Source organism: Streptomyces sp. NBC_01267, assembly GCF_036241575.1.
Taxonomy (GTDB): Bacteria; Actinomycetota; Actinomycetes; order Streptomycetales; family Streptomycetaceae; genus Streptomyces.
Window position 1 is genome coordinate 121,751 of record NZ_CP108456.1, and the last position, 20,308, is coordinate 142,058.

Below are 20,308 nucleotides of genomic sequence, written 5' to 3' on the forward strand. Positions count from 1 at the left end.
CTTCGGCTGCGTCATTGCTTGCGGAACCACACAGCGCCCAGCGGCGGCAGGACGACGCTCGCGCTGGCCGGCAGCCCTTGCCGGGCCTCGGGAACGGCGTGGATGCGCCCGGGGTTGGTGACCCCGGAGCCGCCGTACTGCGCCGCGTCCGTGTTGAGCACCTCGGTCCAGTGCCCCGGCTCCGGCAGCGCCAGGCGGAAGTCGTGCCGGACCGTGGGCTGGAAGTGGAAGACGCACACCAGCGACTCGCCCCCCTCGCCGTACCGCACGAAGGAGTAGACGTTGTCCTCGGCCGCGTCCGCGTCGATCCAGCGAAAACCCTCCGGCCGGGTGTCGAGGCTCCACAGCGCGGGGTCGTCGAGGTAGGTGCGGTTGAGGTCGCGCACCAGGTCGCGCACGGCCGCGTGCGCGTCGTGCCGCAGGACGGACCAGTCGGGGCCGCGCTCGTGGGACCACTCGGTGTCCTGGGCGAACTCCTGGCCCATGAAGAGGAGTTGCTTGCCGGGGAAGGCCCACATGAAGGAGAGGAAGGCACGCAGGTTGGCCAGTTGCTGCCAGCGGTCCCCGGGCATCTTGGTGAGCAGCGAGCCCTTGCCGTGCACGACTTCGTCATGGCTGATCGGCAGGGTGTAGTTCTCCGCGTACGCGTACACCATCGGGAACGTCATGGAGTGGTGGCGGTACTGCCGGTGCACCGGGTCCTCGGCCATGTACGACAGCGAGTCGTGCATCCAGCCCATGTTCCACTTCAGGGTGAAGCCGAGCCCGCCCTGGTCGGTGCGCCGGGTGACGCCGTCCCAGGCCGTGGACTCCTCCGCGATGGTCAGGACACCGGGGCAGCGCCGGGGCACCGTGGCGTTCATCTCCTGGAGGAACTCCACCGCTTCCAGGTTCTCGCGGCCTCCGTACACGTTCGGCAGCCATGCGCCGTCGGGGCGTGAGTAGTCGAGGTAGAGCATGGAGGCGACGGCATCGACGCGCAGGCCGTCGATGTGGAACTCCTCGCACCAGTACACCGCGTTCGCGACGAGGAAGTTGCGCACCTCGTTCCGCCCGTAGTCGAAGACGAGCGTCCCCCAGTCGGGGTGCTCCCCGCGGCGCGGATCCGGGTGTTCGTACAGAGTGGTCCCGTCGAAGCGGGCCAGGGCCCACTCGTCCTTGGGGAAGTGGGCGGGGACCCAGTCCACGATGACGCCTATGCCCGCCCTGTGCAGCGCGTCGACGAGGGCCCGGAAGTCGTCGGGGCTCCCGAGGCCTGCCGCCGGGGCGTAGTACGAGGACACCTGATAGCCCCAGGAGCCCCCGAAGGGATGCTCCGCCACCGGCATGAGCTCGACATGGGTGAAGCCCAACGCCTTGACGTAGGCGGGCAGTTCGACCGCGAGCTCGCGGTAGCCGAGGCCGGGACGCCACGATCCCAGGTGCACCTCGTAGACGCTCATCGCGGACCGGTCCGCGGTGCATTCGCCGCGCCGGGCCGTCCAGTCGTCGTCACCCCAGTCGTGACGGGAGCGGAAGACGATGGAGGCAGTGCCCGGAGCCGCCTCGGCCGAGGCGGCCAAGGGGTCCGCCTTCTGAATCCAGCGGCCGTCCGGGGTGAGGATCTCGTACTTGTACCGGCAGCCCTCGCCGACGCCGGGGACGAACAGCTCCCACACCCCGCTCGCGCCGAGTGAGCGCATCGGGTGGGTCCTGCCGTCCCAGTGGTTGAAGTCGCCGACCACGCGCACGGCCCGCGCGTTCGGGGCCCACACGGCGAACGCCGTACCGGCGGACGTGCCCCAGCCGGACTCGTGCTCGCACACCCGCGCTCCGAGCACCTGCCACAGCTGCTCGTGCCGGCCCTCGTGAATCAGGTGCAGGTCGAGTTCACCGAGGGTGGGCAGGAAGCGGTAGGGATCGTCGTAGTCGAAGAGGTCGGCGCCGTAGCGGACGCGCACCCGGTAGTCGGGAACGGCCGTGCCCGCCAGCCTGCCCGCGAACACCCCCTCGCCCTGGTGCTCCAGCTCGCCCAGCGGCTCGCCCGACGACGTGGTCAGCCACACCTGGTCGGCGAGCGGCCTCAGCACCCGCACGGTCGTGGCCCCGGCGGACCGGTGCGGGCCGAGCAGCGCGTGCGGATCGCTGAGCTCTCCCGTGGTGAGCCGCTTGAGACGGGTGGCGGGCAGGGCCGTTGGAAGCTGTGCGGTCGTCACGACTGAGAAGTCCCGTCCGTGAGAATGTGGGCCACTCGATGGTGCGGATCGAGGCGTACGTAGTTGTCGCGGCCCCAGCGGTAGCTCTCGCCGGACAGGGCGTCGCGTACCTCGAAGGTCTCCGAGCGCTCCAGGCCGAGGGCGGGCAGATCGACGGTGACCGTCGCCTCGCGCGTTTCGTGCGGGTCGAGATTGAGCACGACGAGGACCCAGTCGCCCCCGGCGGCACGCTTGGAGAAGCACATCACCGCGTCGTTGTCGGTGCGGTGGAAGCGAAGGTTGCGCAGCTGGTGCAGGGCCGGATGGGTGCGCCTGATGTCGTTGAGCGCGCGGATCAGGGGGGTCAGGGAGTTGCCCGCGGTCTCCGCGCCCGCCCAGTCGCGAGGACGCAGCTGGAACTTCTCGGAGTCCAGGTACTCCTCGCTCCCGGGTCCCATGGGCACGTTCTCGTACAGCTCGTACCCGGCGTACACGCCCCACGCCGGACCGGCCATGGCGGCGAGTACCGCACGAACCGCGAAGGCCGCCCGGCCGCCGTACTGGAGGTAGGCGTTGAGGATGTCGGGTGTGTTGACGAAGAGATTGGGCCGCAGGTAGGCCGAGCTCTCCTCGCCGCCGAGGCCGGCCAGTTCGGAGAGATAGCTCTCCACCTCGTCCTTGGAGTTGCGCCAGGTGAAGTACGTGTACGACTGGTGGAACCCCGCGCGTGCCAGGGCGTGCAGCATGGCCGGGCGGGTGAACGCCTCGGCGAGGAAGAGGACATCGGGGTCGCTCGCGTGCACCGCTTCGATCAGCCGTTCCCAGAATGCGACGGGCTTGGTGTGCGGATTGTCGACGCGGAAGATCCGTACGCCGTGGTCCATCCAGTGCCGCAGCACGCGCAGGCACTCCGTGTGCAGCCCGTCCGGATCGGTGTCGAAGTCGATCGGGTAGATGTCCTGGTACTTCTTCGGCGGGTTCTCGGCGAACGCGATCGAGCCGTCGGCCCGGTGGCGGAACCACTCCGGGTGCTGTGCGACCCACGGATGGTCGGGGGAGCACTGGAGGGCGAAGTCCAGGGCCACTTCGAGGCCCAGTTCACCGGCGCGCGCCACGAAGTGGTCGAAGTCCTCCAGCGTGCCCAGGTCCGGGTGGATCGCGTCGTGTCCGCCCGCGGCCGATCCGATCGCCCAGGGCGATCCGGGATCGTGCGGGCCCGCTTCGAGCGCGTTGCCGGCGCCCTTGCGGTGGGTGGTGCCGATCGGGTGGACCGGTGGCAGATAGACCACGTCGAAGCCCATGTCCGCCACGGCTTCCAGCCGCTTGGCCGCGGTCCGCAGCGTGCCCGGCCGCGGTGGCTCCACCACACCGTTCACCGCCCCGGTGACGACGGCCCCCTCGGACCGGGGGAAGAACTCGTACCACGCGCCGTACAGCGCCCGTTCCCGGTCCACCCGCAGCGGCAGTTCCGGCGAGCGGGTGAGCAGCCTGTGCAGCGGGTGGGCGGCGAGCAGGGCGGTCACGGGGGAACCGGTGACCGCGGCGAGCCGCCCCTGCGCGTCGAGGCGCTCGTCGCGCAGCATCCCGGCTCCCCAGGCCAGCTGCTCCGCAGCGTCGGCCGGGGCCGCTCCGGCCGCCTGCTCCAAGAGCAACGCGCCTTCCTCCAGGACCAGTTCGGACTCGGACCCGGCCGGAATCTTGATTTCCGCGACCTGGCACCACGTTGCCCAGGGGTCCGTCCACGCTTCCACCCGGTAGGTCCACTCGCCCTCCCGTGCGGCGCTGACCCACGCGGTGTAGCGGTCCGTCCCGGGGGCCGTGAGGCGCATCGGGATCCGGTCGCCCGCATGGCCGTGGGGGTCGGTGAGCACCACACCGGCGCCGACCGCGTCATGTCCTTCCAGGAAGACGGTGGCCGAGACCTCGAACTCTTCCCCGGGTACGGCGCGGGCGGGGGTGCGGGCGCCGTCCACCCGGGGCGACACGTCCACGACAGGGATACGGCCCACACCCGGCCCGGACCCCTGTCGGCCGGTCGGTCCGCCGGTCGGTGGTGCGGCGGTCGGGCGCGACGTCGCATCGCGCTGCATGAGCTTGCCCTCCATAGTGCTCGTGCCTCCTTGCACCGGGGTGCGGTTGCGGATGATTAGGTGCTCGGTGGTGCGAGCGGTTCGCGTCGGTCAGCGCCGGATCGCGGTGGTCCCGTTGCTGACTTCGGAGATGATCCGGCGGTATCCCGACACCAGCGGATGCTGCGGATACGCCTTGGAGAACACCCGTTCCCCTGCGAGCGACGCCATCTCGGGTGCGTACGGCAGCACCGTGGTGATGCGGGTGTTGTACGCGGTCTCGACCTTGCCGCGCAGCCGGTCGCCGACGGCACCGTCGGGCGCCATGTTCACGGCAATGCTCATGGCTCCGAACCCGAGCCGGCTCGCCAGTGCCATCGTCTCCTTGGCACCCGCGAGGTCCAGGCGGTCCGCCCGGGTCACGACGACGAGCGCGTCCGAACTCGCCATCGCGGTCACGGTCTCGTTGTTGAACCCCGCGTGCGTGTCGAGCAGCAGAACGTCGAGGGCCAGGGTGTCGATGAGCCGGTCGAAGCCCTCGCGCAGCAGGCCCACGTCGTAGCCGAGGCCCATGATTTCACTGACCCCCGTGGCCTGGCTCCTGGCCGGAACCAGGAAGAACCCGTCGTGCCCGGCGCTCTGGTCGACGGCGTACGCCGCCTCCTCGATCTCGCAGTGGCCGATGAGGTAGTCGGTGAGCGAACGCCGCGCGGGGACCACCACGTCGTCGAACATGACGTCCAGAGCAGGCGTCTGAATGTCGGTATCCACCAGAGCGACCCGCAGGCCCGAGGAGGCCAGCAGCAACCCGAGGTTGGCGGCCGTGCTGGATTTGCCGGTGCCCCCTCGGTAGGAGTGCACCGTGATGATCTGCGACATATTCTCCACCTGACGGTTTCTGGGAGTTGGCGCGTCGGCCGGTGATCGGCCCGGTCAGTCGGCGCCCCCGGTCGGTGCCTGCCAGTGCACGGCCAGCATCGTGATGTCGTCGGACTGTTCGGCCAGGCCTACGAAATCGCTGAGCGCGCCGTCCATGTGGTCGAGCAGCTCCTCGCCGCGCACGCTGGCCTCGGTCAGCTGCTGGACGAGGAAGTCCTCCCCGAAGAAGCGCCCGGTCTCCGAGCGGGCCTCGGTGACCCCGTCGGTGTAGATGAAGAGTGTGTCCCCGGGGCTGATCTGCGCGTAGCCCAGCGAGAAGGTGCAGTCCGGCATGACGCCCACGACCGGCCCCGTCGGCTGGAGCAGCACCGGTTCGTGGCCGCTTCCGCTCACGAGGACGGGTGGGTTGTGCCCACCGTTGATGTAGACGAGGTTGCCGGTGACCGGGTCCAGGACGCCGAAGAACATGGTGGCGAAGTAGCCCTGCTTGATGTGGTTGCGGGTCAGGTAGCTGTTGGTGCCCACGACCGCGTTCAGCAGCGGGGTCGCGCCGACGACCGGGATGGCCCGCGTGTGCTCGGCTCCGCCGGACTCCTCTCCCATGAGGTCCGCCGCGATGAGGTTCTGGAGGCCGCTCTGCTCCGCGGTGTGTCGCAGCAGCGAGCGGATGAGGGCCATGAACAGGGCCGCGCCGACCCCCTTGTCGCACACATCGGCCACGACGAGGGCGAGACGGCGCCGGTTGACCAGTTCGAAGACGTCGTAGAAGTCCCCGGCCACGGTGCGCGCCGGTCTGAAGCGCACCTGGATGTCCCAGTTGTCGGGACTGGGCAGCGAGTCCGGCAGGAACCCCAGCTGGATCTCCCGTCCTATCTCCAACTCCCGCTCATAGCTGAGCAGTTCGGCGTGTGCGGCGACCTCCTCCATGTTCCGGTTGAGTTCGGCGTGCTGATGGCAGTCGCGCAGCCGTGCTTCCACCAGGACGGGGTGGAACGGCGGCAGCAGATAGTCGGAGCCCGCGCGCACATGGCCGTCGAGGAGGTGCAGGTCGTGCTCCGCGTACGCCACCACGGTGGGCTGCTGCCCCTCGTCCGCCAGCCTTCGGGCCACCGACCTGACGGTGTGGGGCGACAGCGTCGCGTTCGCGAGCAGAGCGGTCACCGCCGGCATCCGACCGCGCGACGCCGCGAGTACATCGCCCGGTGTGCAGGTGTGCGTCTCGGCACCCACGGCGTCCAGTGCCTTGGACAGCCCTGCTGGAACGTCCCGCCGCTCGTCCAGTATCAGCACTCTCGTCTGCGCGATCTCCGTCACGTCTACTCCACTGCCGGCCGGCGCATCACGAGGGTGCTCACATTGCGCCCCGCGACGAGCTCGTACTCGAAGGTGTCCACCGCTGTGAACGCCAGGAAAACGCCCAGGCCGCCGATCTGCCGCTCCGCGAGCGGCACGTCGAGCGCAGGCTCGCGCATGCCCTGTCTCGGGTCGAACGCCGGGGCGTCGTCCTGGAAGCGGACCCATACGTCACCCGGGTCGATCCCGCCGTCCACGGTGATCTGGCCCGGCTCACCGCGGTATCCGTGCACGACGATGTTCGTGACCAGTTCGTCGGCGGCGAGGCGGAATCGGTACAGCGAACTGTCCGTGAGGCGGGCCTGCTTGCCCAGACCGAGAACGAATCCGGTCACCGGTTCCAGTGAATCGATCGTCGCGGGAACACAGAGTGCGTTCGCCTTCCCGCACTCGGGCGCCTGCACGATGCCCGCTGCCCTGCCGGTGCCCCCGGCCTCGAATTCGAACGTCATCTCGGTTCGTCCCTTCAGGCGTCCACGAGATCGATGCTGTGGTCGAATCCGGCGAGCCGGATGGTCCGCGCCACCGGCTCGGACGCGCCCACGATGGCGATGCGCACCTCGTCGCCCATCTTCTGGCGGGCGAAGACCAGGGACCGCAGGCCCGCGCTGGACAAGTAGTCGAGCTGCTCGGCGCGGATGACCAGTTCGACGGCGCCCTCCCCGGCCGCCCGGCCGACCGTCGCGTGGAACTCGCCCGCCGTCGACGCATCCAGCTCACCCGTGAGTTGGATGGTGGCGACCTTGTCGTTGATCCTCAGCGTCACGTCGAAAGCCACGATGGTTCTCCTTCCGGTCATGGGGTCGTCCGGTGAGCCGCGCGGCCCACGAGGACGACCGAGGAGTGGGCTCCCAGATGGAAGCGCCCGGGGTGTTCGAGCTCCGGCTCGCCGCCGAGGCGGTGAACGGCAGTGCCCGTGTCTGCGAAAAGGTGCCAACGCTGCCCGTCGGGCAGCGTCGGCAGCTCCAGGTCGTGCGACTCCCAGTGCGCGTTCACGGCGACGTACACGTGGTCGTCGGCCACGCTTCCGCCCTTGGCGTGCCTGCCGCATCGCATCATCGCGAGCACCCTGCCGTGGCCGGCCCAGTCCGGAGCCCATGCGCGCACCCCGTGCCAGCTGACGTCGGGATAGCCGCTGCCGACCCGGTCCGTACCGGTCGGGTGGTCGCTCGAACGCAGCACCGGGTGCGCGTGCCGGAAGGCGATCAGCGCCCGTGCGAAATCCAGGAGGTCGGCGTTGGCCTTGACGAGTTCCCAGTCGAACCAGGACAGGTCGTTGTCCTGGCAGTAGGTGTTGTTGTTGCCCAGCTGGGTGCGGCCGACCTCGTCGCCGGCCAGGATCATCGGAATGCCCTGACTCGTCAGCAGGATCGTCAGCAGATTCTTCATCTGCCGCATGCGCAGCTCACGGACGTGCGCGGAGGCGCTGGGCCCCTCCTCGCCGCAGTTCCAGCTGTTGTTGTCGTTGGCCCCGTCGTTGTTGTCCTCGCCGTTGGCCTCGTTGTGCTTGTCGTTGTACGAGACCAGGTCGGCCAGGGTGAAACCGTCGTGAGCGGTGATGAAGTTGACCGACGCGGACGAGGTCCGTCCCTGGTACAGGTCCGGCGAACCGGCCATCCGGGTCGCCAGCTCACCGACCAGGCCCGGCTCGCCCTTGACGAAGCGCCGGACCGCGTCGCGGTACTTCCCGTTCCACTCCGACCAGCGGCCATAGTTGGGAAAGTTGCCCACCTGGTAGAGCCCGGCCGCGTCCCACGCCTCGGCGATCAGCTTCGTGTGACGCAGGACCGGGTCGTACGCCAGCTGTTCGAGCAGCGGTGGGTTGGGCAGCGGGGTGCCGTCCGGGGCCCGGTCGAGGATGGCCGCCAGGTCGAATCGGAATCCGTCGATGTGGTACTCGGCGACCCAGTGCCGCAGGCAGGAGAGCACGAAGTCCCGGACCACGGGGTGGTTGCAGTTGACGGTGTTGCCGGTGCCACTGAAGTTGTAGTACTCGCCGCGTGGCGTGAGCATGTAGTACGTGGCGTTGTCGAGGCCGCGGAACGAGATGGTCGGGCCCTGTTCGTTGCCTTCGGCCGTGTGGTTGAAGACCACGTCGAGCACGACTTCGATCCCGGCCTTGTGCAACTCCTTGACCAGCGACTTGAACTCGTCGGCCTGCATGCCGAACGGGCCGGTGGCGGCGTAGCCCGCCTTGGGGGCGAAGAACGAGACCGTGTTGTAGCCCCAGTAGTTGTACAGCCGCTCACCGGTCACCGGATCGGTGCGCGGGTTGTCCAGCTCGTCGAACTCGAACACGGGGAGCAGTTCGAGGCAGTTGATGCCCAGCTCGCGCAGGTACGGGATCTTCTCCCGCATTCCGGCGTACGTGCCCGGCGCCGACACCTTCGAGGAGGTGTGCCGGGTGAAGCCGCGGACGTGCGTCTCGTAGATCACGAGATCCTCGGCGGGAATGCGCAGCGGCCGGTCGCCGTCCCAGTCGAAGTCGTCGTTCAGCACCTGCGCGCGGTAGTGGTAGACGTTGTCCCAGTCCGGCTCCCGGCCCCACACCTCGCGCCCGGAGATCAGCCGCGCGTAGGGGTCGCTGAGCACCTGACCGGCGTCGAAGCGGTCGCCGCGCTCCGGGTCGAAGGGCCCGTCGGCGCGGAACCCGTACTCCAGGTTCTCCGTGTCGAGCTCGAAGACCGTCATGGCGTACACGCTGCCGATGCGGAACTCCGGTGGGAACTCCAGTTCGGCGCTGGGCCGTGTGGCGCCCTTTTCGAAGAGCACCAGGCTCATCGTGGTCGCGCCGTCGGAGTAGACCGAGAAGTTGACTCCGCCGGGCACCGGGGTGGCGCCGTACGGGAAGGGCCGGCCGGCCCTGACCCGGTACGGGCCGATCCGATGCGTCGGAAAGGCGTCGATGCGCTCCCGGATGTCCTGTGTGCTCATCGGCCCGTGCGTTCCAGCTCGGCGTCCAGGTCCTCGGCGATCCTGAAGAAGTCCAGGAACCCCGTTGCGGACATGACAAACGAGACCTCCTCGGAGAGACCGACCAGAGTGATCTCGGCATCCAGCTGCTGGGCGTGGCGGTGCACGATGAGCAGGGTGCGCAGGCCGGCACTCGAGATGTACGAGATACCGGTGAGGTCGATCAGGACCACGGTTCCCTGCCCGATGAACGGCAGCAGCTGGGACTGCAGTCCGCCGGAGGTGGTGGAGTTGATCTCGCCCTCCAGGGCGACGACGGTGGCACCGGGGAGCACCTGCGAGCTGACCTTGACGGTCATCCCGTCACCTCCGTGCGGGAGTTGGGCGCGAGGCGGACCCTGACCTTGACCCGGCCCGAGGTCTCGGGCAGGAGCACGGTCAGGGCCTGCGCGTTGAAATCGGTGTGCTCCTCGCCGTCGACCTCCACGGCCGCGATGCGGACCGTTCCGGCCGGCAGCAGGTCGGGAGCGACCCGCAGGATGCGGTCCTCGATCAGGGCGGGGTCGGGCTTGAACCAGAAGTCCATCGCCTTGCCGCCCGCGAGCAGGTTGTTGTAGACGGCTGCCAGGTAGCACAGCTCGGCGGAGTGGTACATCGACATCGAGTGGCTGCCCTTGAGGCGCTCGACACCGAGAAGGTAGGGCAGGCCGTTGGCCATGGTGTTGAAGTAGACGGCGCCCTCGTCGTGGTCGAGGAAGAACGCGTTGTAGAACGACTGGGCGTCGCGCGCCTCGGAGCGGAAGTCCACCCGCCCGGTGATTCCGTGCAGGATCAGATAGGCGAGGATCGCCTGCTCCTGCTGCCACCATGCCTTGCGGTCGTGCCAGGCGAAGCGGAACCTTTCCTCGCCGTCCACCTTGATGCGTTCCACCACGTCGTACCAGCCGCCCCGCTGGCGGTCGCTGCCGACCTCGGGCATGGACTCGCCCAGGGAGAGGGCCGTCTGGAGATAGACGTCCTTGGGGCGCAGGGCGTTCATGCGCATCAGGTTCCAGGCGATCTTCAGGTTGTGCCCGACGACCGCGCGGTTCTGCTGCCATCCGTGGGTGGTGTCGGGCGACCAGTCCTTGTGGAACCGTTCCTGCACGAACGGGCTGTTCTTGAGGTCGGGGAAGTGCTCGACGATCGTGTCGAAGGTGTACTCCAGCATGTCGGCGTACTTCCGTTCGCCGGTTGCCAGGTACAGGTTGATCAGATACGCGGGCGCGTGGTCACCGACCGAGTTCCAGTTCTTCCGCCCCTCGTTGGGGCCGAGCGAGGAGTGGTGGGGGCTGAGCAGGATCGGGTCGATGTGCGAGAAGTAGCCGCCCTCTTCGGGGTCCAGGTAGAAGCGGTCGAAGAGCCTGATGGTGGCGTCCGCGTCCGCCTTGATCCGGGGGTCGCCGGTGATCCGGTAGGTCTGCACGGGCCCGGCCAGCGCGTAGATCTGCTCATAGGCGGGAAGCGCGTCGTAGTCGTCGGAGAACTCGGACGTGAACAGCTTCTTCTCGGTGTCGCCGTCGACCTTGAGGCCGTGGTACCAGTACACGACGTTCTCGTCCGTGTCCACGAACCGCATGTGCTCGCGCAGGTACTCGGTGCCGCGCTCGGCGACCTCGAGGTACTCGTCGTCACCGGTGAGCAGGAAGGCGGAGGCCATGCCGTAGACGAGCCGCGAGATGGTGTCCGTCTCCTGCACGTGGCTGGCGGTCTTGTCGCCGCCGAGCCGGATCTCCGTGCGGTAGGCACCGAAGTCGACGGGTCCGTCACCGAACTGGGCCTTGCGGTAGAAGCCGGCTATCTCCTTGATCTGCCGGATCCACCAGCCGGCCTCCTCGAAGCGGAAGTCTTCCGGGTCACGCCCCATGAAGATCAGCCGCTTCGCCTCGAAGCGCAGCGTCTCGCTGTGCGGGTAGAAGATGCCGTGGGCGAGGACGAAGGCGCCCTCGGTGAGCAGCTCGTCGATGTGGCTCGTGGCGTCCTGATAGGGCTCACCCAGATTGTGCAGCAGCTCGGCGCTGGGACCACCGTCGAGGCTGACCTCGAAGGACCGGCCGTCGGCGGTGACCACGGAGAAGGCACGGGCCTCGCGGTCGAAGCCCGCCACGCGCCCCGCGACGGTGTCCGAGAAGGTGAAGTCGACGTTCCTGGCACTCTCTGACATGGCTGTCACACACCTCGCAGTACGAGTTCGTCGATGATGGTCCTGGCGAACAGATGGCAGTGGTCGCCGGTGCGGGCGGTCACCAGGTCCCCGTCGACGACGACGTCCTGGTCGACGTAGTGGGCGCCCATGTTCCGTACGTCGCCCAGGAGGTTGTTGTGGCAGACCACCTTGCGTCCGCGCACGACGTACGGAATCGACGAGGCCAGCCACATGCCGTGGCAGATGATCCCCTTGACCACGCCCGACCGGGCGAAGGCCCGGCGCAACAGGTCGGTGGCGGGGGCGAGTTGTTCGACGTCCTCGGTGTAGCGCAGCCGGTCGGCGACCATCCCGGAAGGCACGATCAGCGCGCTGTACTCGCGCAGCCTCCGGTCGTTCAGATCCTCCAGACTGCGTGTCACCGTCAGTGGGGCCCGGTACTCATGGCCGGTGAAGGTGATCGACTTGTTGCCCCACATCCTGGTGACGAAGTCGACCTGCGCGCCTTCCTCGGCGAACCGGCGCTGGTAGTAGGCGATTTCGGGCTCGTAGAAGTCGCTCTCTGTCAGGATCGCGATCTTCCGCCCGCTGAGCACCCCGTCACGGGACGGTACGTCAGCCACGGTCTCCCCCTTCGGTGGTCCGCAGATCGATGAGAAACGGCTTGTCGTCCGCGAGCATCCGCTTGACCGCCTGGTCGACCTGACTGTGGTCGTCGACCCGCAGGGCCTCGACTCCGAATCCCTCGGCGATCTGCGCGAAACCCAGATCGGGGTGGGAGAGATCGAACGGCGTCGGGTACGCGTGCGGAGCGACGTCCCGCTCCCGCCAGTACTGATCGATGTTGTTGTCGAGCAGCTTGTAGCTGCGGTTGTTGCAGACGACGAACTTTGCTCCGATGCCGTGCCGTACGGCCGTGTAGAGCGCCTGGAAGGTGTACATGGATCCGCCGTCGCCGGTGAAGCCGATCACGGTCTTGTCCGGGTGGGCCAGCTTGATCCCCATCGCTCCGGGGATGCCGACACCGAGCGAACCTCCGCGCGTCGAGAACCAGTGGCCCGGCCGGCGGCCCGGCAGGTGGGCGGCGAGCGCACCGGAGGCGGTCAGCGCCTCGTCGAAGATCATCACGTCGTCGGGGACCTGGGCGGCCAGTTCCCGCAGGAAGGCGTGGAGCAGCGACCCGTCGTCCGCCACCTCGGTGGGCAGCTCCGCGCGGCGGGCCTGGAGACGTTCGGATGCCGCCACCTGGTCGAGCTCGGAGAGCTTGTGGACCAGGTGCGCGGAGAGCGCGGAGAGCGTCTCCTTCGGATCGGCGACCAGACCCAGGGTGACCGGGTGGTTCTTGGCTATCTCGTAGTCGTCGAGATCGATGTGAACGATGCGGGCGTCCGCACGGAAGGGATCACCGGTGTCCGGGAAGACCTCCGGGAAGGTGTACGTGCCGACGATCAGGACCGCGTCCGCGTCCTTGACCGCGGCCGTACTGACGGCGCCGAACATGTGGCCCAGGTCGCCCTGGTAGAGCGGGTGCGTGACGTCCAGGTTCACCTCGGAGTAGTTGACGCCGTAGATGTCGGCGCCCAGCTGCTCGGCCACCCGTACCAGTTCCTCCTGGGCGCCGGATGCCGAGACGCCGTCGCCCACGAGGACGACCGGCCTCTCGGCACCGGTCAGCAACCGCGCTGCCTGCTCCACGAGCGTGTCGGCCGGGACGCTGCGGGTACTGGGCGCGGACGTCGGCACGATCTGCTCGGTGTTGAGGGCGTCGAGCACATCGAGAGGAAGCGCCACGAAGACCGGGCCCATCGGAGGCGTCATCGCCAGCTTCATCGCCCGCCGCAGCACCCGCAGCACCGAGCGCGGGTCGGTGACCCGGGTCGCGTACTTGGTCACGGGCTTCGCCATGGCTACCAGGTCGACGGCCATCTGGGCGTCCATGGACTCGTACCGGACGCCCGACTCACCCGCGATCGTCAGGATCGGCGAGTGACCGCGCTTGGCCTGGTAGAGCATGCCGATGGCGTTGCCGAGACCCACCCCGCTGTGCAGCTGCAGGAGTGCGGGCCGGCCCGTGGCTCGGGCGTAGCCGTCCGCGATTCCCACCGCGACGGTCTCCTGCAGGGTCAGGATGTACTGAAGGTCGCCGTAGTCCTCCAGCGCGTCCAGTAATCCCTGCTCGACCGTTCCTGGATTGCCGAACATGAAGGGAATTCCGTCGGCGATGAACTGCTCGATGATCGCCGCATTGCCCTGCCTGGCCATCTCTGCCTTCTCTCGACTTTTCAATCGCTGCAGCGCATTACCAACCGAAGCGGCGCAGGCCGTCCTCGAGCACCTCGACGACCTTTTCCCCGGTCAGATAGGAATCCGGCGTCGAACGCCCGGTGATGAACGGGTAGTCTACGATCACGGAGGTCTCTTTGCCGAAGTTCCCGATATAACGGCCCTCGGGCCCCGTGGCGTCGCGCAGGATGTACTCCAGCGGGTAGGGCGGCGGACCGATCACGAAGTCGGTGCCGAGGAACCCGGTCCCGTCCTTGTAGTCGTACTCCTTGCAGTGCCCCGTGACGTGCTTGCCCCAGATGATGGACTTGCGGTCCTCCCATTCGCGGGCGAAGGCGAGCGGCGCGACGCCGTAGCACTCGGCCGCGATCGGCTTGTCGGCGCGCAGGAAGGACAGGATGATCTGGTGCACCCGCTCGTTGTTGGCGAGGTCCACGACCGGGCCGGAGCCACCGACGATGAGCAGCGCGTCGTAGTCGTCGAGCTCCTGGGCCACCGCGTCGACCGCCCGGTGGTAGGCCTCCAGCTTGCGCAGGTAGTCGTCGTCCGCCGTGTAGGGGCGCTCCGGGATCCAGCTGCGGATGTCGATCGGGTTGTCCAGGCGCCTGGAGGCGTCGACCTCCTGGGTGAGCTTCGCGACCTCCTCGGAGGTGACCGAGCGGCCAAGCGGCGGGTCGACGTACTCGGGGTCCATCGACGGCGGCAGCGCGTGCGCGCGCTTCCCGGTCGGGGTGGCGAACTCCACCTCGTAGCCCCGCTGGTCGAAGTGGTGCAGCGGCCCCACGAGCTCTTCGCCCCAGTAGCCGTACTCCGACAGGATCACGAGGATCTTCTTGGCGTTCTTCCTGGTCACGCCGGCTCCTTCGGTAGTCGGTTCGGGATGGGTGGCCGGGCGCCGCGACGGAAGGGGGCGGCGCCTCAGCCACCGGATCAGGGGGATCAGCGGGCCTGCGGGCCGATGATCCAGTTCTCCTTCGCCGCGAGGGAGAAGACGTACTTCTCGTCGACGATCTCGTCGCGCGCGGCCTTCACCTGCTCGGTGAAGTAGGGCGAGCGCAGCACTTCCTCCAGCGCGTTCACGTCGTCGAACCACAGCTGCTCGACACTGTCGAACGCCGCTTCGCCGAAGACGTAGGCGCCGTCCACGGTGTGGGCGTGCAGATAGCGCCGCAGCCCTGGGATTCCCTTGACGACCGAGGCGTACGAGTCGAGGGTCTGCTTGCGGTAGTCGTCGAGGGACAGGCCCGGCCGCCGCTTCTGCAGCACGGTGAGCTTGACCCACTCCTGCCCCCTGGCCGGCGGCGGGCCGGGAACGATCTCGTGGGCGGTGGTGTCGACGACGATGGTCTGCCAGAACGCGGCCCAGTTGGGCTCGTCCAGGCGGGCACCCTGCAGGAACTCCTCGGTCTGCAGCGAGGCCAACTGCTCTTCCCCGTTGGCCAGGAAGATCTCCGCGATGCCCTGGTGGGGCAGCGCCGGCTCACCCAGGTTTCCCTCGATGCCCACGACCGTATCGACCATGTACTTGCGGATCTGCGGAATCTTCGATGCGTACTGCACCGCGTGGACATTAACCCAGTAGTCCTGGAATTCCTGTGCGGTCATGCCCGGCTTGGGCGCCGCCAGAATGAACTGGTGGATCATCGGTTTCTCCTTTGGACGGGCCCATTCATCATGTCCAGCCGTCATCGGGATGAGCAAGGAAGGGAAATCGACTTCCTGAGATTTCGAACCAAAGGCGTCACCGTGGTCAGTCCGCCCGCAACTCCGGTGGGTAGAGAAAGTAGTTGGCCGCGGAGGCGGCCTGCGCCCCTTCCTGCACCGCCGCCGAAACCTGATGGGAGTGCGGCGCCGTGATGTCTCCCGCCGCATACACACCGGGGACCGATGTGTGCTGCTCCATGTCCACATCCACATAGCCGTGCGCATTGAGCCGGACACCGAGACCGCGCGCCACCGCCACCTCCGGTGTGGCCCCCTGGATGGAGAACAGGGCGTCCAGCAGGAGGCGTTCACCGGCCCGCGTCACGATGGCCGACAGCTGACCGTCCGTACCCTCGGCCTCCTTGATGCGGTCGTGCACGATCGGCACGCCCGCAGCGCCGAGCCGGCGTCCGAAGCGCGGACTGATGTCGTTACTCCGGCTGTTGGTGAGCAGCTGGACCCGTTCGGTGAGGCTGTGCAACTGCATGGCCTCACCCGCGGCGGCATCGGTGTGTCCCACGACGAGGATGCGACGGCCACGGTTCTCGTAGCCGTCGCAGGCGATGCACCAGAACATCGAACGGCCCACGTACGTCTTCCAGCCCGGGAAGTGCGGGAAGTGGTCGAGCACACCGGTGGCGAGGACCACCGTCCTGGCCCGCCACACATGGCCCTGCGCCTGGACGGTGAAACCCCGCCGTGCATCGCCCAGCACACCCGTCACGCGGTGGGCGGCGAAGCAGACGTGCGGGTAGTGGGCCAACTGGCGCCGCCCCAGGGCACGCAGTTCCGTGGTGGCGATGCCGTCGGGGAACCCGAGGTAATTGCGGTTGGTCTGGTGATGGGTCGAGCGCCCTTGTCCCGTGTCGAAGACCAGCACCCGGCGTCCGTAGCGCGCCAGCTGAAGCGCGGCTGACAGACCGGCGGGGCCGCCTCCGACCACCGCTACGTCCGTGCTGTCCAGGTCGTACGCGTCTGTGGTCACGCGGACTCAGCCCACGAACCGGCTGCCGTGCGCGAGCCGGCGCACCGCGGCCAGCGGTATGGGCAGCCACTCCGGGCGGTTACGGGCCTCGTAGAGCGCCTCGTACACCGCCTTGTCGGCCTCGAACGCCCGGAGGAGCACAGGGCTCGTGCGCGGATCCTGGCCACCTGCCCGGGTGTAACCGGCGCAGAAGGCACGCCTGCTGTGGACGGCCCAGGCCGAGGCCCTGCGTGCCAGGCGCGTGCCACGCGGATCGCCGGTGGCCTGCTTCCCGGGCGGGACGCCGAGGATCTCGCCGAGCGCGTGGTGCGCCGCGTAGTCGAAGGACCGCAGCATGGCGGCGACATCGCGGACCGTCGGCTGGGGCCGGCGCCGCTCCTCGAAGGGATGTCCCGGTTCGCCCTCGAAGTCGATCAGGACCCATCCGTCCGCGGCCCGCAGCACCTGTCCCAGATGGAGGTCACCGTGGATGCGCTGGACCGGCAGCGGGTTACCGCGCCTCACCACCTCGCGCAGGTCCTGATACGCCGTGTGCAGCCCGCGCGCGTAGGGAATGAGGTCGGGCACCTCGACGAGGGCGTCGTCGAGCCGGGCCACGAGGGCGTCGGTCAGCTCCACGACCTGGGCCAGGCTCAGGGTACGGGTCTCCAACTGCTGTGCGAGCGCCATGTGCACCCGTGCCGTGGCCTGCCCCAGGGCGAACGCGTCGTCCGAGAACCCTCCCACCGGCGCGACGGACGCACACTCTCCACGGATGCACGCTTCCGCCTCCGCCGTGGCGATGGTCCAGCCGTCCCCGCGGGAGGGCACGAACTCCTGGAGGATGCCCAACACGGCCGGCTCCGCGCCGTGGCGCCCGGCGCTCTGGGCCCAGGCCAGCGGCGCCGCGCTCGGCACGTCGCCGGCCCGCTCCAGCGCGGCCAGCATCTCCAGCTCGGTATTGGCGCCCGGCATGATGCGTCGCAGCACCTTGAGCATCATCCGGTCGCCGAAGACGACCGACGTATTGGACTGCTCCCCGGTGAGTGGTCTGGCCCGCAGTCCCGCCGGGATCACCGCCCCGGGGACGTGGTGGTACTCGAGCACTCCGCACGGCTCGGCCGCGACGAAGCGGTCGAGCAGCCCGGACAGCAGACCGGGGTCGACGCTCGCCTCGTAGAGCGTCGTCCGCCGCCCGTCCGACAGAGGGACGCTGCCGATGACGGCGTCGGCGGAGACTCCCGTACGGGCATCGGCCGGGCCGGGCACGGCACCGACGAGGAGCTGGTAACACTCTCCGTCGCCGGTCCGGAACACGGCCTGCACCAGCGTGGGAGGGCCGGGTACGACGACCTCCGCGAGGACGGGCCGGACCTCCAGGACGCCATGGCCCTTACCGGCGTACCAGCGTTGGCCGGGCAGCCAGGCCGGCAGGAGCCGGCACAGCTCGTCGACCATCAGGTCCAGGTCCTCGGCGAGCAGCCCGTCCGAGTGCCGGGGCGCCAGGGTGCGCCGACCGGTCCCGGTCATGCGGCGCTCACCTTCGTCCCGCGTGCCGGGGCGAGCGGAAGACGCTCCGTGGGCGGGAACGGGTCCTGCGCGCGCGACGGCGAGAGCACCGTGACGGCATGCGCCAGGGACACCATCGTCATGTGGTGGTGCCAACCGCGGTACGAGCGGCCCTCGAAATCGCGGATACCGAGGGCGTCGCCGACCTCCTCCAGGTCGCGCTCCACACGCCGCGAGAGCATCGCGGTGCGGTACACGGTGCCGAGCTGCGACTGCGCGAGGTTGGAGAGCCAGAATTCGCTCGGGGACCGTCGGCCGGGGTCCGTCCAGGCTGCGAGCAGCACGAGGTCGAGGCGTTCCGACAGCCCTTGGGCGACGGAGCCCTTGCGCAGGGCGACGCGGGCAGCGCCCACCGAGGTGGCACGCATCGTTTCGGTCGCGTGGTCGAACCATTCCACCGGCATCCGCTGCTTGTGCAGCAGGGAGAGCAGGCCGGCCGAGCCCACCCATTCCTCCGCCCTGTCGATGGGCCCCGACGCGGGCCGCGGGCCGGGAGGCGACGGTGTGATGGAGGACGGGTCGACGCGGACGACGAACGGGATCTGACGAGCGACCAGATCCGCGCACACCGGATGAGGTGCCGTCTCCCGCAGATCCATCACCACCGGTCGGCCACGCAGACCCCACTCCCGCGACATCTTGCTCACCGAGTCGACTGCGCACTGCTCGGGCGGACACGACCCGACATGGGTGGGTATGGAGGCACGGCGGCGCATGTCCTCCTGGTCCGTCCAGCACTCGGGCAGCGCCAGTTGCCAGTCCACGGGGCAGCTTCCCCGGTCCCAGGCGAGCCAGACGCTCATCGCCTGCTGGCAGTTGACGACCCGTCCGATCTGCGAGACCCACTGACGCTCCACGCCGACCGAGTGCTGGCCCACCTTCGGGATCACGAGGGGCTGCACCACCCAGGCGCGGGGCTGCGCGCGCTCGATGAGCAGCCGCGCCAGATCACCACGCACCGGATCGACATTCCACGGCGACTTACTGATGAACTGGTACAGGCTCTGCTCCGCCCCGCTGCCCGCGCCATTGGCGAGAGCACGCATGGTCTTCTTTCCGCGGACCGCGAGCAGGCCGCGCACATACAGTTCTCCCCAGCGCCGCTGATCGCTTCGCGGAATGGAGCGCAGCGCCGAAAGGACCTCAGTGAATTCTTTCTGCGAAATATCGTAGGGAAGAGTCTGCTGGTCTTCTGCGGACACCGTTCACCCTCTCCATCAAGTACGTGAGCCACATCCCGGTAGCCACAGATCCGTGCTGCGGGACCCGCGGACCGACGAATTCGGGCAGGCCTCACAGCCGCGTGCCGGTAATCGGCAGGCGACGGCGCAGCATTCGCGGCCGAAGCCGAGAAGCGTGGGAGGGGACACGGGGCCGGCGGTCGGTGCGGAGCACCTCGCGCCTGCCCCGTGTCCCTGCCTGCCGGTGACGGGGGAACGAACCGGCAGGACTGGAGCGGGGCGAGCCGATCAGGGGCCTGCCCCGCCGTGCAGGGGGCGCTCAGGCGCCCGTCAGTGGACCGGTCCCAGGTAGGCGGGAACCCGGTCGGGGATCAGCTGGGCGAACAGCGGGGACCAGTCGGTGGGTTCCGCCCCGGGCTCGTTGTAGAGCTCGAAGGTCGTCCCGCCCGCAGCCGGCAGGCGCAGGGATTGCACGCAGGCCTCCGCCACCGACTTCCTCGAGACCCAGCCGTCACCGCGGTCGTGCTGCTCCAGGCGCACCCGGGAGCCCGCGACATCGCTGTCCGTCAGCCAGCTGGGACGTACGACGGTGTAGGGCAGCCCCGACGCCCGCACCTCGTCCTCGCCCCGCAGCCGCCAGTCGAGCAGCCGTCCGTAGGCATTCATCGGGTGCTCGCGGCGCGTCACGAAGATCTGGCTGACCAGCACCATGCGCGGGCGCTGTCCGCCGTCGGTGGCTGCCGCGAGCACGTTGCGCACCCCGTCGTAGACCGTGGTCTCGGGGCTGGACGGACCCGAATCGGCGGTGCCCGGCTCGACGGTGAAGACGATGCCTGAACATCCGCGCAGCGCGGGAACCAGCGCGTCCGTGTACCGCACGTCGGCACGGTGCTTCTCCACTCCGGACGGCAGCACCGCACGCTGCGGGTCGCGGCTGATCACTCGTACTTGATGGCCTTCCTGGAGCAGTCGGCGTGTGATGATCACGCCCGTCCGGCCGGCCCCTCCGATGACTGCAATGAGGCTTTGCATGG

General features: G+C 68.7%; 17 protein-coding genes. All 17 read right to left on the reverse strand.

Annotation, left to right across the window (positions count from 1 at the left end; all coding sequences use genetic code 11):
* Positions 1–11: 11 nt before the first annotated feature.
* The 17 genes from glgB to OG709_RS35565 all read right to left on the reverse strand — a co-directional run bounded on the left by glgB (position 12) and on the right by OG709_RS35565 (position 20,306).
* The gene (gene glgB / locus OG709_RS35485; protein ID WP_329169361.1) at positions 12–2,195 is read right to left on the reverse strand and encodes a 1,4-alpha-glucan branching protein GlgB; all 2,184 of its coding nucleotides are present in this window, start codon (positions 2,193–2,195) and stop codon (positions 12–14) included.
* Positions 2,192–4,279 (reverse strand): maltotransferase domain-containing protein, encoded by a 2,088-nt coding sequence (locus OG709_RS35490; RefSeq protein WP_250306213.1) that lies wholly within the window; start codon positions 4,277–4,279, stop codon positions 2,192–2,194. The genes glgB and OG709_RS35490 overlap by 4 nt, the downstream gene beginning before the upstream one ends.
* A 75-nt stretch (positions 4,280–4,354) precedes the next feature.
* Entirely contained in the window at positions 4,355–5,122 is a 768-nt protein-coding gene (locus tag OG709_RS35495) for a MinD/ParA family ATP-binding protein (protein WP_250306215.1), read from the reverse strand.
* Between the two features lie 54 nt (positions 5,123–5,176).
* Positions 5,177–6,436 (reverse strand): PP2C family protein-serine/threonine phosphatase, encoded by a 1,260-nt coding sequence (locus OG709_RS35500; RefSeq protein ID WP_266646661.1) that lies wholly within the window; start codon positions 6,434–6,436, stop codon positions 5,177–5,179.
* A gap of 2 nt (positions 6,437–6,438) precedes the next feature.
* The gene (locus OG709_RS35505; protein WP_250306218.1) at positions 6,439–6,927 is read right to left on the reverse strand and encodes an ATP-binding protein; all 489 of its coding nucleotides are present in this window, start codon (positions 6,925–6,927) and stop codon (positions 6,439–6,441) included.
* A gap of 14 nt (positions 6,928–6,941) precedes the next feature.
* On the reverse strand, positions 6,942–7,253 hold the full coding sequence (locus OG709_RS35510) for an anti-sigma factor antagonist (protein ID WP_250306220.1): 312 nt from the start codon (positions 7,251–7,253) through the stop codon (positions 6,942–6,944).
* A 17-nt stretch (positions 7,254–7,270) separates the two neighbouring features.
* A complete protein-coding gene (gene glgX / locus OG709_RS35515) occupies positions 7,271–9,409 on the reverse strand; it encodes a glycogen debranching protein GlgX (protein ID WP_250306221.1) in 2,139 nt (712 codons plus the stop codon).
* Positions 9,406–9,747, reverse strand: a complete 342-nt coding sequence (locus tag OG709_RS35520; protein ID WP_266646664.1) for an STAS domain-containing protein — start codon at positions 9,745–9,747, stop codon at positions 9,406–9,408. Before OG709_RS35520 ends, glgX begins: the two co-directional genes overlap by 4 nt.
* Positions 9,744–11,591, reverse strand: coding sequence for an AGE family epimerase/isomerase (locus tag OG709_RS35525; protein WP_266646666.1), 1,848 nt, complete (start codon positions 11,589–11,591; stop codon positions 9,744–9,746). The genes OG709_RS35520 and OG709_RS35525 overlap by 4 nt, the downstream gene beginning before the upstream one ends.
* Positions 11,592–11,596: 5 nt before the next feature.
* Positions 11,597–12,196: a DJ-1/PfpI family protein gene (locus OG709_RS35530; protein ID WP_250306225.1), complete on the reverse strand. Its 600-nt coding sequence runs from the start codon at positions 12,194–12,196 to the stop codon at positions 11,597–11,599.
* On the reverse strand, positions 12,189–13,835 hold the full coding sequence (locus OG709_RS35535) for a thiamine pyrophosphate-binding protein (RefSeq protein WP_266646669.1): 1,647 nt from the start codon (positions 13,833–13,835) through the stop codon (positions 12,189–12,191). The genes OG709_RS35530 and OG709_RS35535 overlap by 8 nt, the downstream gene beginning before the upstream one ends.
* A 37-nt stretch (positions 13,836–13,872) precedes the next feature.
* Positions 13,873–14,709 carry a type 1 glutamine amidotransferase domain-containing protein gene (locus tag OG709_RS35540; RefSeq protein ID WP_250306228.1) on the reverse strand — a complete coding sequence of 279 codons (837 nt, stop codon included), beginning with the start codon at positions 14,707–14,709 and terminating at the stop codon, positions 13,873–13,875.
* 86 nt (positions 14,710–14,795) lie between these two features.
* On the reverse strand, positions 14,796–15,500 hold the full coding sequence (locus OG709_RS35545) for an EthD domain-containing protein (protein ID WP_250306229.1): 705 nt from the start codon (positions 15,498–15,500) through the stop codon (positions 14,796–14,798).
* Between the two features lie 106 nt (positions 15,501–15,606).
* Positions 15,607–16,545: an NAD(P)/FAD-dependent oxidoreductase gene (locus OG709_RS35550; RefSeq protein ID WP_329169365.1), complete on the reverse strand. Its 939-nt coding sequence runs from the start codon at positions 16,543–16,545 to the stop codon at positions 15,607–15,609.
* 6 nt (positions 16,546–16,551) lie between these two features.
* A complete protein-coding gene (locus OG709_RS35555; RefSeq protein WP_250306230.1) occupies positions 16,552–18,054 on the reverse strand; it encodes a maltokinase N-terminal cap-like domain-containing protein in 1,503 nt (500 codons plus the stop codon).
* Positions 18,051–19,295 carry an IS701 family transposase gene (locus tag OG709_RS35560; RefSeq protein WP_266646678.1) on the reverse strand — a complete coding sequence of 415 codons (1,245 nt, stop codon included), beginning with the start codon at positions 19,293–19,295 and terminating at the stop codon, positions 18,051–18,053. Before OG709_RS35560 ends, OG709_RS35555 begins: the two co-directional genes overlap by 4 nt.
* A 309-nt stretch (positions 19,296–19,604) precedes the next feature.
* Positions 19,605–20,306 (reverse strand): SDR family oxidoreductase, encoded by a 702-nt coding sequence (locus OG709_RS35565; RefSeq protein WP_266646680.1) that lies wholly within the window; start codon positions 20,304–20,306, stop codon positions 19,605–19,607.
* Between the last annotated feature and the right edge of the window lie 2 nt (positions 20,307–20,308).

What these genes read in the sequence shown, in the direction of transcription:
- OG709_RS35490 (WP_250306213.1), bottom strand. Translation starts at nt 4,279, where the DNA reads ATGGAGGGCAAGCTCATGCAGCGCGATGCGACGTCGCGCCCGACCGCC.
- OG709_RS35495 (WP_250306215.1), bottom strand. Translation starts at nt 5,122, where the DNA reads ATGTCGCAGATCATCACGGTGCACTCCTACCGAGGGGGCACCGGCAAA.
- OG709_RS35505 (WP_250306218.1), bottom strand. Translation starts at nt 6,927, where the DNA reads ATGACGTTCGAATTCGAGGCCGGGGGCACCGGCAGGGCAGCGGGCATC.
- glgX (WP_250306221.1), bottom strand. Translation starts at nt 9,409, where the DNA reads ATGAGCACACAGGACATCCGGGAGCGCATCGACGCCTTTCCGACGCAT.
- OG709_RS35520 (WP_266646664.1), bottom strand. Translation starts at nt 9,747, where the DNA reads ATGACCGTCAAGGTCAGCTCGCAGGTGCTCCCCGGTGCCACCGTCGTC.
- OG709_RS35525 (WP_266646666.1), bottom strand. Translation starts at nt 11,591, where the DNA reads ATGTCAGAGAGTGCCAGGAACGTCGACTTCACCTTCTCGGACACCGTC.
- OG709_RS35535 (WP_266646669.1), bottom strand. Translation starts at nt 13,835, where the DNA reads ATGGCCAGGCAGGGCAATGCGGCGATCATCGAGCAGTTCATCGCCGAC.
- OG709_RS35545 (WP_250306229.1), bottom strand. Translation starts at nt 15,500, where the DNA reads ATGATCCACCAGTTCATTCTGGCGGCGCCCAAGCCGGGCATGACCGCA.
- OG709_RS35555 (WP_250306230.1), bottom strand. Translation starts at nt 18,054, where the DNA reads ATGACCGGGACCGGTCGGCGCACCCTGGCGCCCCGGCACTCGGACGGG.
- OG709_RS35565 (WP_266646680.1), bottom strand. Translation starts at nt 20,306, where the DNA reads ATGCAAAGCCTCATTGCAGTCATCGGAGGGGCCGGCCGGACGGGCGTG.